This window comes from Shewanella basaltis (assembly GCF_023283885.1).
Lineage (GTDB): Bacteria > Pseudomonadota > Gammaproteobacteria > Enterobacterales > Shewanellaceae > Shewanella > Shewanella basaltis.
Genome location: NZ_JAKILA010000003.1, coordinates 194,203 through 212,879, shown reverse-complemented (window position 1 = coordinate 212,879; position 18,677 = coordinate 194,203). Strand labels below are relative to the sequence as shown.

Annotated in this window: 12 protein-coding genes; 7 read left to right on the top strand and 5 right to left on the bottom strand. The window is 41.5% G+C overall.

The window, feature by feature from the left end; genetic code table 11:
* Positions 1-15 precede the first annotated feature (15 nt).
* A complete protein-coding gene (locus L2703_RS04125; RefSeq protein WP_248969868.1) occupies positions 16-978 on the bottom strand; it encodes a polysaccharide lyase family 7 protein in 963 nt (320 codons plus the stop codon).
* A gap of 288 nt (positions 979-1,266) precedes the next feature.
* Between L2703_RS04125 and L2703_RS04120 the strand changes: the two genes are divergently transcribed.
* From L2703_RS04120 to L2703_RS04105, 4 genes are all read left to right on the top strand, one after another.
* Positions 1,267-2,826 (top strand): chondroitinase-B domain-containing protein, encoded by a 1,560-nt coding sequence (locus L2703_RS04120; protein WP_248969867.1) that lies wholly within the window; start codon positions 1,267-1,269, stop codon positions 2,824-2,826.
* Positions 2,827-2,898: 72 nt separating this feature from the next.
* Complete coding sequence (locus L2703_RS04115; RefSeq protein ID WP_248969866.1) at positions 2,899-5,439, top strand: hypothetical protein; 2,541 nt, start codon at positions 2,899-2,901, stop codon at positions 5,437-5,439.
* Positions 5,440-5,521: 82 nt separating this feature from the next.
* Positions 5,522-6,337: a hypothetical protein gene (locus tag L2703_RS04110; protein ID WP_248969865.1), complete on the top strand. Its 816-nt coding sequence runs from the start codon at positions 5,522-5,524 to the stop codon at positions 6,335-6,337.
* A gap of 129 nt (positions 6,338-6,466) precedes the next feature.
* Entirely contained in the window at positions 6,467-7,342 is an 876-nt protein-coding gene (locus L2703_RS04105) for a polysaccharide lyase family 7 protein (RefSeq protein ID WP_248969864.1), read from the top strand.
* Positions 7,343-7,934: 592 nt separating this feature from the next.
* On the opposite strand, the gene L2703_RS04100 is transcribed toward L2703_RS04105, so the two are convergent.
* From L2703_RS04100 to L2703_RS04085, 4 genes are all read right to left on the bottom strand, one after another.
* Positions 7,935-9,215 carry an alginate lyase family protein gene (locus L2703_RS04100; protein WP_248969863.1) on the bottom strand — a complete coding sequence of 427 codons (1,281 nt, stop codon included), beginning with the start codon at positions 9,213-9,215 and terminating at the stop codon, positions 7,935-7,937.
* 31 nt (positions 9,216-9,246) lie between these two features.
* Complete coding sequence (locus tag L2703_RS04095) at positions 9,247-11,004, bottom strand: sodium:solute symporter family transporter (protein ID WP_248969862.1); 1,758 nt, start codon at positions 11,002-11,004, stop codon at positions 9,247-9,249.
* A 1,066-nt stretch (positions 11,005-12,070) separates the two neighbouring features.
* Positions 12,071-14,221, bottom strand: coding sequence for a heparinase II/III domain-containing protein (locus tag L2703_RS04090; RefSeq protein ID WP_248969861.1), 2,151 nt, complete (start codon positions 14,219-14,221; stop codon positions 12,071-12,073).
* A gap of 1 nt (position 14,222) precedes the next feature.
* Positions 14,223-16,376: a heparinase II/III domain-containing protein gene (locus tag L2703_RS04085; RefSeq protein WP_248969860.1), complete on the bottom strand. Its 2,154-nt coding sequence runs from the start codon at positions 16,374-16,376 to the stop codon at positions 14,223-14,225.
* A 302-nt stretch (positions 16,377-16,678) separates the two neighbouring features.
* On the opposite strand from L2703_RS04085, the gene L2703_RS04080 reads away from it, so the two are divergent.
* Genes L2703_RS04080 through L2703_RS04070 form a run of 3 tightly spaced genes read left to right on the top strand, consistent with a single transcriptional unit; the run spans position 16,679 to position 18,622 of the window.
* A complete protein-coding gene (locus tag L2703_RS04080; protein ID WP_248969859.1) occupies positions 16,679-17,014 on the top strand; it encodes a cupin domain-containing protein in 336 nt (111 codons plus the stop codon).
* Between the two features lie 25 nt (positions 17,015-17,039).
* A complete protein-coding gene (gene kdgK, locus L2703_RS04075; RefSeq protein WP_248969858.1) occupies positions 17,040-17,972 on the top strand; it encodes a 2-dehydro-3-deoxygluconokinase in 933 nt (310 codons plus the stop codon).
* A 17-nt stretch (positions 17,973-17,989) separates the two neighbouring features.
* Positions 17,990-18,622, top strand: a complete 633-nt coding sequence (locus L2703_RS04070; RefSeq protein ID WP_248969857.1) for a bifunctional 4-hydroxy-2-oxoglutarate aldolase/2-dehydro-3-deoxy-phosphogluconate aldolase — start codon at positions 17,990-17,992, stop codon at positions 18,620-18,622.
* The last annotated feature ends 55 nt before the right edge of the window (positions 18,623-18,677 follow it).

Sequence of the window (18,677 nt, the reverse complement as noted above, 5' to 3'; positions counted from 1 at the left end):
ACACTGCCGCCGACGTTATTGATGGGTTACGGTTATCTTACTGAAGCCCACCTCAAATACTTGATTACTGTATGCACTATCTACATGTATTTGCGGGTAAATACCCGCTTTAAAATAGTAACTTTCATTCAACCAGTTTTTTGACAAGGTATAATAGTTACCATCATTAGCAAGCACCGCTTCACCCCACTTTAAGGTTTTAATGGTGTCGACCCCAGCAACGCTTGTTTGCAATTCAATACCTTGCTTGTTAACGCTGATCCTGTATTGCCATTGCTCATACGCTTTGGCCACCCCAAGGTTAATACTAAAAGACTGGCAATCGCTGCATGTTTGATTGTCCTGTGCAAATGAATCATTGAGAATAACTCTTACAGGTTTATCATCACCTTCCCATAATAGCTTCACCAACGCTTGCTTAATTTCATAACCATGGACTTGACCAAGAACCACCTTTGGTGCCACACCGGTAATGGAAGGATATTGAGCAATATTAAGACGGGCTGACAGTTGATGCTCACCAGTAATAAACCAATTTTGATGACTCGAACTGCAGCGGTTTTCAGTGTCAAAATAACGCAACTCGCGTAACTCTGAGCGCACATAACTCGAATTGTCGGTTGTGGCGCCAACCTCATCTAAATTCACCTTAAAATGCAATTCATCAGGTGATGTTTCCCGCCAAAAATACTCAAGCGAAGTGTCATTTGTGAGTGTTTCTTTGCCACTACACTCTGCTGGGATCAATTCAGCGGCACTACTCCCACCGGTACCGTAATAATCATCTTGGCTCACAGGGAGTGTTAATTTCCATTGATTGATATTCCAACCGCAATCGATGCAATCGTCAGTGACAGCATTACCACTATTATTAGGTAGTGTGTCTGACACATCTTGACCATCTGTACTGGAACCGCCACATGCAGACAGTACCAACACAGTGGTTAATGTGAGCCATTTTAGTTTAAACGCCTTCATAAAACCCCCTTCATTAGTATTACAATACCATAAGACACAATAAAGATAACTCATACAAAAAACTCTGTGACCGAGGTCAAACTATCGTGTAAATGTTATTGCACACAGGATAACTCTAACGCTGAACCAGAAATAAAACCATTTATTTTAGTTGCTTATGTAAATTTTGTTATTTTTAAGTACATTTTTACTGCCAAGACGTAAAAGTTTGTTTCACATCACAGAAAACTATCACCTAAAAAGAGAAAATGCTTTCAGAGCTTATTATAATACAAATAGGGGATAAATATGAAAAAGACATTATTAGCAGGAGCAATTGCCCTCACCTTACTAGGCGGCTGTGTTTCCACTGATACGTCAAATGAGGTACCTAACAATCCAGTTGTGAACACTGCAGCGTTAGAAACCAACTCCAAACCGCTTATTAGCAGTAATACATTGATCACTGCTGATGCCCAAGCATTAAAAGCACAACTGCTCAATTTAAAAGACGGTGACACATTAGACATCGCGCCAGGCAAATTTGCCAACTTGGGAAAATTCGATATTACCGCCAATAACGTCACCATAAAGGCAACAGAGCCTGGAAAAACCTGGTTTACCGGTTCAGTGCAAATCAACCTCCGTGGTAACAACATTACATTAGACGGTGTGGTGTTTACCGAAGGAGGGCCTGCCGAACGTATGGGGGGCATTGTTTTTCGAGGTAACGACAACCTAGTCACCAATTCAACTTTTTATTTCTTTAATGACGGTTATGAATATGAGCCTATGGGGGAGCGCGACGAATACCCAAAATATCTTTGGGTTTCACTATACGGTAAAAATAACCAACTGATTAATAATACATTCGAAGGCAAACACAAGCGTGGAACATTAATTGGCGTCCAAAAAGCCAAAGGCGATAAAACACCAGACAACCATGTCATTAAAGGCAACTTGTTTTTTAATCAAAAAAGTAACCAACACTACGAATTCGACTTCACCGCAGCACAACGTTATAACTCAAACAGCTGGGAAGCTATCCGAGTTGGCGATTCAAAGAGTTCTATTTACCCTTCAAAAACCCTCGTAGAAGGCAATTTATTCCTGCAATGCGACGGTGAAACAGAACTGATCACCTTTAAGTCTGGCGAAAATATTCTTAGGGGTAACACCATTGTTGACAGTGCATCAATGATTTCATTGCGTCACGGTAAAAACAATACCGTAGAAAACAACGTGATCATTGGTAATGCCAAACGCTATACCGGTGGTATTCGTTTTTACGATGAAGGCCATGTTATCCGTAACAACTACATTGAGCGTGTCATGGGTACGGGCAATGTGCGCGGTGGTATCGCGGTCAACACAGGGATTACTGATGTTCAACATGGCGAAAAATTAGGTGGTGGAGTAAAAGGCAAAGGCCTAAACAAACAGGCGACACCTTATAAAGTATTGGTTGAAAATAATTCGATTATCGATTCACGTCAAAACATATTGTACTCGTCAAAGGTGCACAGCGTAAGCCAATACGATAACTCAAAAGTCTCAACTGTGTATGCAGGTACCGATATCACCTTCCGTAACAATCTTTCATCTGCACAAATGAAGAAAACCTTAGCGGTAAAAGGTGATGACGGTAACGCACCATTGGTTAACCCTACTTATGAAAACGAGTTGTATTACGGCGAAGTGGCTGAAACCACACTCCCCAAAATCCCCGGCATTATTACCGATCTTAAACCAGAGTTGGTTCGTGGAGCCAATGGTCTATTAGAAGCAACTAATTACTCTGGTGGAGCGAGAGGCTTAACCGTACTCACAGTGAATGATACTGGCGCGACCTATCGCATTAAACAGTAATTCAGCATCTGATTTATCACCAAATTAACAGTTTAGCCCCAGAAATGGGGCTATTAAAAGAGAGACGCCACTATGAAAAAAAATACATTAGCTAGCTTAATATGCATCGCATTATCTGCTGGGGCATTAAGCGGTTGTGATTTTTACGACAAACCATCAACAGCAGATACCAGCACAGAAACACCCTCAGAACCCACCCCGGATGTGGCCAGCACGATAGTGACCACCACAGCAGAATTACTTGCTGCAATCGACACTGCAGAAACAGGCGATTTTATTGGCCTTAGTACTGCCGGCAATTTCTCAAATACCGGCACAATAGTCCTTAACAAAGCAATCACCCTACTCTCAGCAGATGCTCAAGGAAATATTATTTCATCAGACGCTGACACAGTGACAGAACAAGCTGTGTTATCGGGCGCGGTATGTATCGATATTCCAACAGAAGCCGTTGAAGTGTTAAATGAAGGCAATCAAGTCCGTATTTCAAATATTGCCTTTAAAAACATTACCATGGACTCATGTGGTAGTGGTGAAAGCACCTCAACTTCAATTATCAATATTGGTAAAGTTGGTAAAGATAAGACCGCCGTATTACTCGATAACTTAACGTTTGATGGTACCTCATTTACTGAGCCAACAGGTGCAAGCGATGCATGGGTTTATTCACGTGGTTTAGTGGATCTGTCAGACAGCACGTTTACCAACAAATCAGAAAATGCACAAAGTATATTGTATTTAAACTGCGGTAGTTCAACGTCTCGCGGTGGCAGTAATGATGACCCACGAGGCTCAACGTTTACGGGCAATACGTTTTCTTTAGCCTCATTAAATTCAGCGAGTGTAGTGAAAGCCGCCACCATTGGTGTTCCGAGTAACTTAGGCCAAGATAATAAAAACTGCGCAACCACATTTACCAATAATACCTTTGAAAACTTTACCTATTTAGTCAGCGACACCAACGATGCTTCAACCGCATTATACGATGTCTTTGGTGATACTGTGCTAAATGAAAACACCTTAATTAATGATCTTGATGACACCACACCACCTAATACAGGCGTCACTAACCCTAAAAATATTGCCGAACTCAATGCAGCCATATTAGCAGCAACCGCAGGCAGTACTATTACCCTTGGCGCGGGTGACGAATATGATTTTTCTTCTGGCACTATCACCATCGATAAAGCCATTAAACTGGTAGGCGAAGATGGTGCAATGATTACAGGTACTGCATGTATTGATGTGTTAGATGCCGCTGTTGGTACCGAAATCTCCAATATATCATTTACCGACATGTCCATTGATGTGTGTGGTGACCCAAGTGGCAGCGCGTCAAACGCCATTATTAATATCGGTAAAGTGGGTAAAGACAAACTGGGAGTCACTTTACATAAACTTAATTTTGATGGTTCAGGCTTTGTTGAACCAACAGGCTCAAGTGATGCATGGGTGTATTCACGTGGGTTAGTTGATATTTCAAATACAACATTTGCCAATAAATCAGCTGATGCACAAAACATTTTATATCTAAACTGTGGCAGTTCAGCATCGCGAGGTGGCAGCAATTCAGACCCACGAGGCTCTATCTTTTCGAACAACACCTTTGCCCTCGCTGAATTTAATGCATCAGGCATGACTAAAGCAGCAACGATAGGTGTGCCAAGTAACCTTGGGCAAGAAAATAAAAACTGTGCAACCACCTTTACCGGTAACACATTCACTCACTTTAGTGCGTTAATCAGTACAACTGAAGATAACTCAACTGCACTTTATGATGTGTTTGGTGATACCACTGAGTCGGAAAATATCTTAGAAAGCACGCCAACTGAACAGCCTGTGCTGCCACTGAATGTGGCTGAAATCAATGCAGCCATAGTTGCAGCCAATACTGGTGCAACGATCACTTTAGGTGCTGGCGATGCTTATGATTACTCGTCGGGTGTTATCACCATAGATAAAGCCATTAAATTAGTGGGCCAAGATGGCGCAACTATTTCTGGCAGTACCTGTATCGATATTGTTGATGGTGCTGCGGGAGCTGAAATCGCCAACATCATCTTTGCCAACGACGCAATTGCACTTTGTGGCACCACAGCAGATGCAAAAGAAGCCGTTATTAACATCCAAAAAGTGGGTGAAGATGAAATGCCAATTATGTTAAGCGGACTCACCTTCGACACGACAAAAATCACATCTCAAGATCAAATCGAAAATAAAGGTGCTTGGATCCGCTCTTATGGTTTTATGAACCTAACAAACAGCAGTTTCAGTACGCAAGATTCTGGTTTACAAAACGACCTAGTCAAACTCACTTGCAGCTCGTCTAAAGGAAGAATGGGTACCCTAATTGACGGCAATGCATTTTCAATTGCTGGTGCAGATTCTAAAGAAACAGCCGCCATCAAGATTGGCGACTCGAGTAGCGGCGCAATTAAAGATGCTGAAAATGAAAATAACTGCAATGTCACAGTAAGCAACAATAGCTTCAGTGGTTACACATTTGACATTGTAAACAGTGTTGGCAGCAGTGGTGCTCGCGATGCAGCTATTTTTGCACGTTTAGAAAGTGAAAGCACAAACCTGTTCCCAGGCAACACGTTTAATCAGTAATTAACGATAAGTAATCCTCTTTGCAATCAGCATCACACAGGCAGTGCAAAGAGGTTTTTAAGACAAAATTAGGAAATCAAAAATGAATAAATATGTTGCAGTAGGTGCAGGTGTTTTGGGGTTACTGGCCTTTAATGCAGTAGCAGATGATTCAGATGACGTCAGACCAGGTTCGAGTACGATTGCGGTTAAGTGGGAACATAAAATATTGGAAGGTCGTACCGACAAGCCTAAGGTTGAATTTGCTCACCGTATGCGCAATGGGTTTCAATTTGGTATTGAACAGGTTTGGTTATATGACCGCAGCGTACCCGAAATTGAGGCCGGCTACGCACCTGAACAGTATGAAATGAACTTTAAAACAGATTACAAATGGACCTGGGGCAATAAAAAGCATCAAGCCGGTCCCGTACTTGATTACCAAATTAAAGAGGACTCAAAAAACATTCGTGTTGGCGCATATTATGGCTATCGTCTGACCAAAAATATCAGTACCAAGGTTCGTGCTAGATACTCAACCAACCTGGACAGAATTCGAATTGGTGATGGCGAGCGCGATGATATTAATAAAGAAATGCGTTATGACTTTTGGCTCACTTACCGTTGGGATGCGTTTACCTTTGTGTGGGACGCCATCCTACTGCAAAAACTGTCTTCAAATCTAAACAGCTCAGGTGTTGAACAACATATATTCGACAACAATAAGCAAACCGCTTGGGAGCATGAATTTAGTGCAGAATACCGCATGCCTGAAGCCCGCGAACATGCTTTTTACGGTAAATTTAAATTGAAACAAGCGCTCAGAAAAGCCAGCCACACAGAAGAGAAAAATGGTGGCTACGACTGGTATGGTAAACACGATAATGCCATCGAAATTGGCTACAAATATCGTTTCTAATATTTCATCTAAGCCGGCACAATCGTTTCTGTGTCGGTTTTTTAGTCAGCAAACATAAATAATGTTAATTACATCTCCCCTACACTGCGCGATATGCACTTGATTTGTACGGGAGATAGAGGAACTGGTATGAAGCTAAAACTATCGGCCACCATGTTCATGGTGTCATCTGTATTACTGGCAGGTTGCATGAGTACCTACGAGCCTATCAAGGTTATGCCAAGTAATGGTGAGCGTGGGGTACCCGCAGATTATGCAAAGTTTGCATCTATTTTAGGTGCATCAAAATTACAAATTTCAACGCCAAACGCCAAAGAAGGCAGCAAAAATGAAGTGGCAACAGACAGTAACTTCACTGGTGTCATGGATGCAAATTTTTATGTCGACAAAGGCTCTGAAGCATTAGTGTTTAAGATGCAAGGATACAAACTACGTAATGAATTACGCATTCTTGAAAACTTTAAAACAGACAACCCAGATAAAATTTACAAATTAAGCGCCGATTTAATGCTAATCGACCCAATGAATGCCATTAAAAACAGTGATCCTGAACGTGACGAAATGACGTTTTTACAAGTACACAACAAGGGAACACACGACGATGGAAAACATGGTGCAGGCTACATCCCTCACCCTTTAGTGCGTATTGTGTGGGAAGGTGAACGCCGTGGTATTCATAATCATTATTGGGCAATTGTTAAAAACAACGCTGTTAATTGCTCAAAAGAATTTGGCAACAGAGAAAAGCCCATCTGCAAAAAAGCGTACACGCGTTATGATTTAGGGGAACATGATCCAGTCAACCCGGTACATTTTGATATTACGGTGGGTGATCAAAGATTGATCATCGATTTTAACGGCGACAATGTGGTCGATCACAAGCTTGATTATTGGAAACACATGCGCAGTTATTTTAAAGCCGGTGTGTATAATCAATTTGAAAAGGGTCAAAGTGAAGCACACTTTTACAATTTACAATATTCGGTCGAAGAAACTAAATTCTAATTGGTACTCGCTCAGTATTTACCATGAAAATACCCTAAAACAGGCTTAATGATCCACCACCACAAACCACCACAAACCGCCATTGGCCAGTCCATGGCGGTTTTTTATTATATTGATAAACGTTAACAGCGCTGCAGCAAGCCTGTAAAGGCGTGTAAAATACCCGTAATCCATTACTTTCGCGGTTGTAATCATTGCGCATCTAAATAAAAAACTGGCGCATCTAACCAAATTGTTACCATGCAGCCCATTTGCATACACCTGACAACAGCGTCGTGTTCATTGGTGTGAAAACATGGCGCCGACATCTTTGCGGTTAATTAACCCGTTAAAAAGAACATCGCTTGCACTCCCCGTTACCATCACAGTGTCAGCCCCTGGCAGTAAGCGCTGTGCAAAAAAGGCACAAGGCAAACACACTAGGCTACAAATGTTAACGCGATGCGTAATGGTATAAAGTGAACAAATAGCCGGTTTACCTACAGCTATTAACAGACGTTAGGCATAAAAAAGGGCTAACCATACCCACACCAAGGTGTATTTGGTTAACCCGACTCACTAAATGAGCTTGTTACTTGCTACTTGTTACTTGTTACTTGTTACTTGTTACAGCAGGTGAGCGCGTTAAGTACAATAATTCAATATCACGTTGCGCCCACACTTCTGCTAAATCTTGTTTCAGATTAAACGCACTAAAATCAGTTTGTGTGGCTAACCTTACCCACTGTGGTTTATTTAATGCCAGGCCCGCTTTAAGGTAAAGTGGTGTCATGCGTTCAACCCGTCTACGTTTATCTTTTTGGCTGTAAGGCCATTGACTTTGCGGATCATGAAAACGCGCCATAAAATCGATACCTTTTATTAATGAGCCGCCTTGTTGATTTTGATAGTGCCATAAATCTATGCCTAATTTGTCACCTAGCTGCGCAAGGCCAACTAAAGGATCTAAACTAAAGTAATGGTAATGATAAGCTCGAGTTCTTTCAATTTCATGAGGCTGGGAGCCATCGGCGTCAAACTGGGTATCTACACGCATTTTACCTTTTTGCACCATTTGTTTTGCAAGAGGCTGATTGCCTAAAAAGTAAGAAATACTCGCAAGTTGATAGTCATACCATGTGCCGTGATTATTGACAGAGTATGCTTCTCCCTTAGGGCCTCCACTGAGATCATCGGTAATCATCCAATCAAGATAGTCGCTGTACCATTGATTTATTGCCAACTCGTCTGCCGCTGTCCACAGAGAAGAAGTTGACAATATGGCAATGGCATCTGGCAGACGTTCGGCTATTGTTCTGGTATCAATAATCCCGCTACGTCTGCCTGAGGCTACACCTGGCACACCTTGGCCAAATTTTACATTGGGATTCATTTTGGTTGAATCATTGATAAACCAGGTACGAATGAATTCTATGCCCTTGCGTGCATATTTTTCTTCTTGACTGAAATAATATGCCAGAGCGATTGCCCTAACGCTTCGGGTAAATTGACCAATACGTTTTGAGTCAGTTTCATTGGTTTTAGATGCCGGATTGGTTTTACCGTCGTGGCGTACCCAGGGTAAACCGTCCACTTTGCTGTTATCTGGCCACCAATATGGGCTAATACTCAAGTAGTCGTGTTTATCACCACTTGGGGGGATCATGCCTTTATCGGTAACACTAAAAGGGCCAGATTGTATTGCACTGTCGGCTTCTTCGAGCAGTAATTGATAACTGTGTTTCATTGCAGCCGTTGCATCTGCTGAGTGTAATAAGGTTCTATTGGCCGCTAATGTGTGTGGGTCTAAAAAAACAAAATCACTGGCCAGTAATGGTGTACTGCATACGGCAAAAATACATGCTGCTAACGGAAGTGTTCTAAATACTGTCATTTTATCAACCTTATTGATTATACATCATGTATTAAGCGGTCTTAGCGGCGTGATTATCATCTACTGCTTTCACCAATAATAGGCCAACTGCCAGTACAATTACGCCGCACAGTACAAATGTCATTCGTCCCCAAAAGGGATTAGGCAGTGCAAACATCGCCATAATCGCGATGCCCACAGACGCAATTAAAGTGCCGAGCATTTTTCGTTGTTTATTGTCTAATTTTTTCTGTGCTTCACCTTCAGAGACCAATGGTGTCGCTAAATTATCAAAAAACGTATCAACGTTACGTTGGCGCTCTTGTGTTAAAGGTGTATAAAATAATGTCGACATCACAAAGAATCCGCCAGTCAATACAATGTGGCCAATTAAGCCTATAGCGACTTTAAGATCTGCCCACTCTCTCGAGGTTAATTTATTCTCTAATGCAAAGGCATTTTCAATCATGTCTGGAGTAATAATTAACCCAACAATCACAGACACAATCGCGCCGACAATTAAGGTGCCCCAAGCTGCCCAGTCAGGGGTTTTCTTGATAAAAAATCCGCAAAAAGCAGGTATGGTCATCGGGAAACTCAGTAGCGCACCGACGTACATCATGGTATCGAATAAACTTAAACCTTTGAGAGAGTTAATAAATAAAGCCACCAGAATAATGGCGATACCAAAGGCCGTTGAAGTGAGTTTCGAAACGGTAACCAGTTCTTTTTCAGATGCGTTAGGCCGTAAAATGGGCTCGTAGAAATTTTTTACAAAAATCCCCGAGTTACGATTTAAGCCTGAGTCCATTGAAGACATGGTTGCCGCAAACATAGCGGCAATCAATAAACCTACCATGCCTACTGGCATGTAATGTTCAACAAAGTATAAGTATGCAAAATCAGCGGCTTTGCTACCTGCGTCTGGGTAAGCACTGGCTAAGTCGATACCTTGACCTGCAATAAACCAACTTGGCATAAACCAAATGACAGGTCCTATTGTCATTAATATACATGCCAGTAGCGCAGCTTTACGGGCGTTATTGGAATCTTTTGCAGCAAGGTAACGATAAGAATTAAGCATGTTATTAGTAATACTGAACTGCTTAATAAAAATAAATACCGCCCAAAGTGTAAAAATACTCAAATAATTTAAATCGCCACCGGTAATAAAAGATTCGGTTGGGAAGTTGTCAACAATATTGACTGGGCCGCCGCCATATATCATTGCCGAAATAGCACAAGTTAGTGTGACTGCAATAATGATCACCATTTGCATAAAGTCAGATGCAATTACTGCCCATGATCCACCTGTCACCGACATTGCAAGAACGACTAGGCCAGTTAATATAATGGTCGTCGTCATGTCAAAACCAAATATGCTGGATGCAATAATCGCTAAACCGTTAAGCCAAATACCCGCAGATACCACACTGTTAGGCATGCCAGTCCAGGTAAAAACTTGTTCGTTGGTGTTGCCAAAGCGCATTCTAATCGCTTCAATCACTGTCACGACGCGTAACTGACGAAACTTAGGTGCAAAATAAACGTAATTCATTAAATAACCAAACGCGTTGGCTAAAAATAAAAACGCCACTGCAAAGCCGTCTGTGTATGCCTTACCTGCGGCGCCAGTAAACGTCCATGCACTAAATTGCGTCATAAAAGCTGTAGCACCCACCATCCACCACAACATACTCCCACCACCACGAAAGTAGTCACTGGTATTAGTCGTAAACGTTCTAAACATCCAACCGATCGCGATTAGGAATAGAAAATAGATCCCGACGATAATAGTATTGAGTTCCATTTTTGTACCTTCTGTAGTTGTTATTGCAATCAAGTATAAATTTTCATACCGTCAATTTGTACTACAATAACTCAATTTGGTGACACCGATCGAATTTAATTCTTGTGACTAAAATGACAATAAAAATAACCAACAAATTAACACCCACGTAGCGCACAACATTGTTACAGACGCTGGCAATTTGATTTTAAGCAATTATAAATCAACAATAATTAGTTTTTTCATTACCCAAAAGGCTTTGCCATAGGTATTAGGGAGCGAAAATAAATTTGATGTAAATCGATATTACGACATAAAGCTGTGTTTTTTACGTGCTCAGGATCGCTTTATTTGTATTACTAATTAAGGTTTTTAAGTAGATGATCCTATTGAAAGTACCAAATGACACTCAGCAAACTTACGACTAAACACCCCTTGTAGCAGATTGGGATTAGTCGCCGTGGTGATAACAGTAAATTTCCGGCACATGCTGTGATTGTTGGTCACATTAATGGTTCAAAACACATGCCTTAACACTTTATTATCTAAACGGGCGCCACATGATATTAGGTCATCATTTTACATTATGACGTCCCTACCCCAATATGAAATCAAGCTAAAAATGTATTACAACGCGATAATGCATCTCAGCTAATTTGGTGAGAAACCAATTTAATCGTCCACGCCCCAGCCACCAGGAATGCATAAACTTTGACGAATTATTTAGTTGTTATGTGCATGTTGAACATCACATCATGATTTTGATTCAGTATCCCGGCACCGGTTTTGCGCAAACAAAAACATTCACAACCGATCTCAATCACCGTTTGCCGGATAATTCTGGTGATGTTGGGATTGAATGACTGTTTAAGACAGGGATGATTAAGGTAATGAACCCCCTTAGTGGTGTGCGGCAGTAACAACAATAAAATAGTGGCTAGCGATTATATTCAGGTTAGTTTGTAACGCTTGTCGCTGACACATCAATATTGCATAGTGACAAAAAAGGTTGAACATCTTTGTTCAACCTTTTTCCGTTACGCTATAAAATAACCATGTCAGACAGGCCCTAATTAAGGCGTTAGTTTTACAAAACAGCAAATGGCCCCTGCCATTGATAACGGTTGCCATTAAACTCAACGCAATGCTGAGCCTCTAATGCTTCTCCAGTCAAATTCGAAATAGCCACCACATAGTTCTTGCCACTTGTTGTACTGACGTTGATCACGGTGGCGTTGTCATTATGGCCAAGCACTTCAACCTTGCTCACTAAACCACGTGCGCCAACAGAAGCCTCAATCGATTCGTTAAAATAACCGTGGGTTTCTAATACAGAAGCAAACACATGATTTTGCCCTGATTGACGTAAAATAAATGCCGGTTCACTGCGTAAGTTAAAGTCAGGATCGTTTGCGCCTGTGCGTGCAAATATCACTTCACTGTTTGCCGTTGCACTGGCCACTAGGCTGTAATAGCTATTTCCGTGTAACCAACTCACCAAACTACTGCCACTCACATTGCCAGATGCAACATGCCACAGGTGCTGATAACCATTATCGGCGCCAAGTGGTTTTAACGTCGATTGGGTTTGGTATTCAAAATCAGTGCGAATAATTTGCCCAGAATGATGCATTGGTAAATCGTATTGATGTGGTTTATCGGCCACAATACGATACACATCAATTACTAATGGTTTTTCAAATTCGGCAATGTCTGCAACAATAATCGTTCGCTGCATTTCTGTGCCGTCATAATAATCTGCAATACGGCCGCTCATGCCCTGCAAACTTGAGTCATCTGCTTTGAAAAAATGTTTTTGGCCAAATTTAGATTCAGCTCTGGCAGTATCAAAATTATTTTGCGTTTTTTGATCCACTGTTACCGTGTTGTGAGCCACCGTTTGCTTGCAATATGATTTGTTTTCTGGAATATAACGGCCACCAAATTTAGGCTCTACGTTTACCCAACGACCAAAACCATAATCGTGCAACACTTCTTGGCCACGATTAAACACACTGAGGTGCAAACCATCATAATGGCCGTGGTCGAGTGCGGAATGGTATTGATGATCGCTGCCATGTTGACCAAACCAAATCAGTGCCATGGTATCGTCGTTTTTAGCATCGCGATGACGCAAAATACCAACGCCGCCCTTTTCACCTTCTGGGCCGTCGGTTACAAACAAACTGCCCCAACTAAAAGGTTTAATGTCTTTGGTGTCGTTTACTGCATTAGATAGGGTTAACCCAGAAATATGTACCCACACATCTTGTTGATGGCTTGCCATGCTTAATAACGTATCGTTTTGCTCATAACGGTGATAACAAACGCTGGTGGCCATGATCACACCTTCATCATTAATACTGATGGTTTTCGATGAATCATTAAGCGCGGGTAAGGTGCCATCAGGGAACGCCGTTGACATTACCGCATATGAGGTGGTTTTAATCACAGAATTGTTAAATTGGTAAATCCCAATGTCGGGCTGGCGACGCTCAATGGCTTCGGCAAAAAGGTAAATTGGACGTAACGAGAAACGATGGTAGTAAGGGCCTTCCATGTAGTAACCGTCGGGTGAAAACAATTGGTCTAATTGCGCTAAAAAGCCGCCACTGACTTTATCTAATTTAAGCCCATAGAGTGCTTTATCTACCGATGCTTGATCGTTAATTGCATAACCACAAATGCCCACTGCGGCCACGGCCCACAAGCCATGATTATGAATAATGTCAAAATCATGTGCGTAGGTCACCACAAACATATCGATCATTTGTTTAAGTAAGTTGTCTTCTATATGGCGTTTTTGGGTTTCGTCCAACGTGTGATAAATACAGCTATAAGCACACGATGCGTACAGCATCCACATGTTTTCGTTTAATGTTTGGTGGAACAGTTTACCTGGTGGATTACTGTCACGGCTGACATTACTTTCCAGTGTGGGGTACACAGTGGCATAAGCGGTCAACATATCAACAATGTAGTTTCGGTATTTATCATCTTGGGTGATTAAAAATAATCGCCCTGCTAAATCCATGTGAATGTAATTTTGCTTGTGACGGTTATGTTCATAACCGCCGCCTTCGCCATGGCCTGGCACCTCAATCCCTACTGTGACAATGTAATCATCTGTTTGGGCAATATCTCGAGCCAATGCTTTACCTAGTAGTGTCTCGGTGTTTAACGACTGTCGCAGTTGTGCTGCTTCATCAAAATTTAATAATAAAGGTTGGTAACTCATGTTATTTCTCCTGCTTTATTGCAGTAATCTCGACAGCATAATGGCCGCTAAATTGATATGTTTTATGATTAAAGGTGACGCTGTGCTCACTTGTTGGTGTAGATAACTGATTACTTACCATTAACGTAACAGTTGATTCTGATGTGGTGATTTCAATAACTGATGTATACTCATCATGCCCTATTACTTTGATATTGCTTACTTTACCGCGAGCATTAACCGACTGTTCAAACTCTTCATTAAAATAACCATGGGTTTCAAGTACCGAGGCAAGTAAGGTCGATTGACCTTGAGTGCGGTAGATAAAAGCCGGTTCGCTACGAAGGTTAAAGCTTGGGTCATTTGCTCCTGTACGGGTAAAGACAATTTCGCTATGTTCATTACTGCTAGTGCCTAGCCAGGTGTAATACGTTTGCTGTTGCAGCCAACTGACAAGAGCTGTACCACTGGGTTTACCCGAAGCGATATGCCACAAATGCTGATATCCATTATCATGACCTAGAGTCGACACTTCTTGATGACATACATAATCAAAGTTAGTACGAATAATCTGACCGTCATATTGATGCGAATAGTCATACTGGTGCTCGCCGTCACCCGCTAAACGATATAGGTCAATTAATAGCGGCGATTCAAGTTCCGGCAAAGCCAGCATAAATACGCTTCTTTGCATAGACAAACCATCATAATGTTGGTTAGCAAAAGCACTCATGCCGGCAATAACATCACTGTCGACACTAAAAAAGTGTGGCAAACCGTGTACGCTGTCGGCGCGTTCAACGTTAAACTCATTCTGACATTTTTCATCCACGGTCACGGCATTATGGGCAATGGTTTGCCGAGCATAAGATTTGTTTTCGTCAAGATAACGCCCACCAAATTTAGGCTCAACATTGACCCAACGGGCAAAGCCATATTCTCGCAGCACTTCTTGACCGCGGTTAAAGAAAGTGATCCCTAACGTGTCAAAATTACCGTGCCCCATACCATGTTGACCATAGTTCATGACCAATTGCGACACATCGCCTTTTTTATCCTGCATGCGGATAAAACCTTGCGCACCATGAGTGCCATCAGGGCCTTCATTTAATTCCACACTTGGCCAAAATGGAATACCTATGTCTGATTGTGCTTGTGTCTGTTCAAATGCACGAGATAATGCCAATCCACAAGGATGCATCCACACTCGGTCTTGAATTTTTGCCATGCCTAATAAGTTATCGTCTATACCATAATGTTTACAGTAAACACTGACAGCCACCTGTACGCCCATATCGGTAATTGACATGGTTCTGGAGGCATCGTTTAACGCAGGAAATTGTCCGTTAGGATAGGCAGTAGACAGCAACGCCTTAACCGTATTACCAATAACCTTATCTTTATATTGATAAATGTCGACTTCTGGCATGTGGCGATTGAGCACTTCAGCAAATAAACAGGTAGGACGGATTGCATAACGATGATAATAAGGTCCCTCCATGTAATAACCTGAAGGTGCAAATAATTGCGATATTTGGGCCAGAAAGCCCCCGGTGTCATTACGCGCTAATCCGTACACTGCCATGTCGAGGTATTCGCGCTTACCAATGGCTAAACCACAAATACCCACGGCAGCAACCGCCCAAATGCCATGATTGTGAATGCGGTCAAAGTCATGGGCATACTTAACCGTAAACATCTCTAACATAGGTTCAAATAGTTGGCTTTCTATTCGGGTACGTTGTGCTGGGGTCATCACCTGAGACACACAAGAATAGGCAAGGCTTGTGTACAATAACCAACAATGTTCATTTAATATCTGGTGGAATAAACGCCCTGTTGGATTAGTATTTTTTTGTACATGAAAATCAAACGTTAAGTATTTATCTGCATACTCTTCTAATAAAGCAATAACAAAATCTGCATATTGTTGCTGCTCGGTGATTAAAAACAACCGACCCGCTAAATTCATATAGGTGTAGTTTTGCTTGTGTCGGTTATGTTCATAACCACCTGCTTCACCGTGCCCAGGCACATCTATTGGCAAACGCATAAAATCTTGCAGTTCATTTATATGGGCAGCTATTGTTTTCCCCATCAAACTTGTGCGTCCAAACTCTTTACGTAAATCGGCTATTTCTGCCTGCGTAAGTAAAATGGGCGTTGATATGGTCATAGTGTTTACCTTTTGGCTGATATCTAATCTTTTTCAAATCAAAATCTGTATGACAATATTGTCATACAAATAGACTTGTTAACAATGATTTTTGTCACATTTACTCTCAAAGTAGTGTATTTATTTAAATCTTATAAACTTATTCAAATTTATTTTTAAATGCAAATGCATGTTTTTAAATGGTTTTATTTATTTATTACCGATTTGGATCACATTGGTAAGATCTTATTGTATTACAATATGTATTTAATGTTTATTATTTGTATAATGAAGGCAACATAAAAAGCAGTTGGAGAACGAAAATGAATCCTTTTTTTAAAGCTGATGATCACCCTTGGGAAGAGTTAGGCGACGGTATTAAACGCAAAATCGTCGGCTACACAGATGAACTAATGGCTGTGCATTTAAATTTTGATAAAGGCGCGATTGGCTATGTGCATGCGCACGAAATTCACGATCAAATAGGTTATGTCATTCGTGGCAGCTTTGAAGCTGAAGTCGATGGCAAAAAGCAAGTGCTTAAAGCCGGCGACGCATATATTGCTCGCAAACACCTTATGCACGGTGCCGTCGCATTAGAGCAAGACAGTATTTTGCTCGATATGTTTTCTCCTGCGCGTGAAGACTTTTTAAAGTAATTCAGACTCATTATAAGGTAACAGCATGAAACCATTGAAAATTGCAATTATTGGCGAATGTATGGTTGAGCTTCAAAAAAAATTGAGCGGATTAAAACAAGCTTTTGGTGGTGACACACTCAACACCGCATTGTATTTAGCACGTTTAACCAAATCTCAATCAATCACTACGAGCTATGTAACGGCATTGGGTTACGACTCATTCAGTGAACAAATGTTAGCAGCATGGCAAACAGAAGGCATCGACACCAGTTTAGTTTTACAGCTCGCTCATAAAAACCCGGGATTGTATTACATAGAAACCGATGACACTGGCGAGCGAAGCTTTCATTACTGGCGTAATGATTCTGCTGCTAAGTATATGTTTGATCAACCCGAATCAGAGCATCTTGCTGAGCAATTGCTCACTTATGATTACCTGCTAATCACTGGTATTACCCTAGCCATTTTAACTGAAACTGGCCGAGCAAAATTATTTTCAGTGCTGAAAGCATTCAAAGAGCGAGGCGGTAAGGTTATTTTCGATAATAACTATCGTCCAAGACTGTGGCTAAATAAAGCACAAACGATGACCGAGTATCAAAAAGCATTAGCATTAACCGACATTGCACTATTAACCTTCGATGACGAAATACAGTTATATGAAGACACTGATGTTCAACAATGTATCACGCGTACTCAAGCGTTAGGCGTAAAAGAACTCATCATTAAAAGAGGCGCTGAAGATTGCATCGTAATTGAAAACAACCAAACCAATTATGTTGCTGCAACCCCAGTATCAAACATTATTGACACCACTGCTGCGGGTGACTCTTTTAACGCTGGCTTTTTAGCTAAACGTCTTTGCCACGGTAGTGCAACACAAGCCGCATCTGCTGGTCACATGATGGCAAGTACAGTAATTCAATATCCAGGCGCCATTATTCCAGTGGTCGCCATGCCAGAAATCCAATTGTAATTAGCCTCGAGAATACCATGACTTTGATGAATGATTTATTAGCGAAACATAAACTCATCCCCGTAATTGCCATTAATAGCACCGACGATGCTGTGCCACTTGCACGGGTATTAATTGATAACGGCATGCCAAGCGCTGAGGTGACATTTAGAACAGAATGTGCAGCCGATGCCATTAAAGCAATGCGTAAAGCGTTTCCTTTTATGTTTATTGGTGCAGGAACCATTTTAACCCCAGAACAAGCTGATCAAGCCATTGAAGCGGGCGTTGATTTTATTGTAAGCCCTGGCTTTAATCCACGTGTTGTACAACATTGCCTAGATAAAGGCATGCCAATTGTGCCAGGCGTCAATAACCCAAGTTTAGTTGAACAAGCCATGGAAATGGGACTTAGAACATTGAAGTTTTTCCCTGCCGAGCCATCTGGTGGTGTGAACATGCTTAAAGCCCTAACCGCCGTGTACCCAGTTAAGTTTATGCCAACTGGCGGGGTTAACTTAGCTAATATCGATTCATATCTTGATATACCTGCCGTGCTTGCCTGCGGAGGAACCTGGATGGTGCCAACCCAGTTGATTGACGCTGGGCAGTGGGATGAGATTGGCCGTTTAGTGCAAATTGCTGTTGCACATATAAATAAATCAAAATAAATACAATATGACCATATAGCCTATGGTCATTTTTTTCGCGGTTAACGTTGTTAAC

Excerpts from the sequence above, each read along its gene's own strand:
- L2703_RS04125 (WP_248969868.1), bottom strand. The coding sequence starts at position 978 with ATGAAGGCGTTTAAACTAAAATGGCTCACATTAACCACTGTGTTGGTA.
- L2703_RS04120 (WP_248969867.1), top strand. The coding sequence starts at position 1,267 with ATGAAAAAGACATTATTAGCAGGAGCAATTGCCCTCACCTTACTAGGC.
- L2703_RS04115 (WP_248969866.1), top strand. The coding sequence starts at position 2,899 with ATGAAAAAAAATACATTAGCTAGCTTAATATGCATCGCATTATCTGCT.
- L2703_RS04110 (WP_248969865.1), top strand. The coding sequence starts at position 5,522 with ATGAATAAATATGTTGCAGTAGGTGCAGGTGTTTTGGGGTTACTGGCC.
- L2703_RS04105 (WP_248969864.1), top strand. The coding sequence starts at position 6,467 with ATGAAGCTAAAACTATCGGCCACCATGTTCATGGTGTCATCTGTATTA.
- L2703_RS04100 (WP_248969863.1), bottom strand. The coding sequence starts at position 9,215 with ATGACAGTATTTAGAACACTTCCGTTAGCAGCATGTATTTTTGCCGTA.
- L2703_RS04095 (WP_248969862.1), bottom strand. The coding sequence starts at position 11,004 with ATGGAACTCAATACTATTATCGTCGGGATCTATTTTCTATTCCTAATC.
- L2703_RS04090 (WP_248969861.1), bottom strand. The coding sequence starts at position 14,221 with ATGAGTTACCAACCTTTATTATTAAATTTTGATGAAGCAGCACAACTG.
- L2703_RS04085 (WP_248969860.1), bottom strand. The coding sequence starts at position 16,376 with ATGACCATATCAACGCCCATTTTACTTACGCAGGCAGAAATAGCCGAT.
- L2703_RS04080 (WP_248969859.1), top strand. The coding sequence starts at position 16,679 with ATGAATCCTTTTTTTAAAGCTGATGATCACCCTTGGGAAGAGTTAGGC.
- kdgK (WP_248969858.1), top strand. The coding sequence starts at position 17,040 with ATGAAACCATTGAAAATTGCAATTATTGGCGAATGTATGGTTGAGCTT.
- L2703_RS04070 (WP_248969857.1), top strand. The coding sequence starts at position 17,990 with ATGACTTTGATGAATGATTTATTAGCGAAACATAAACTCATCCCCGTA.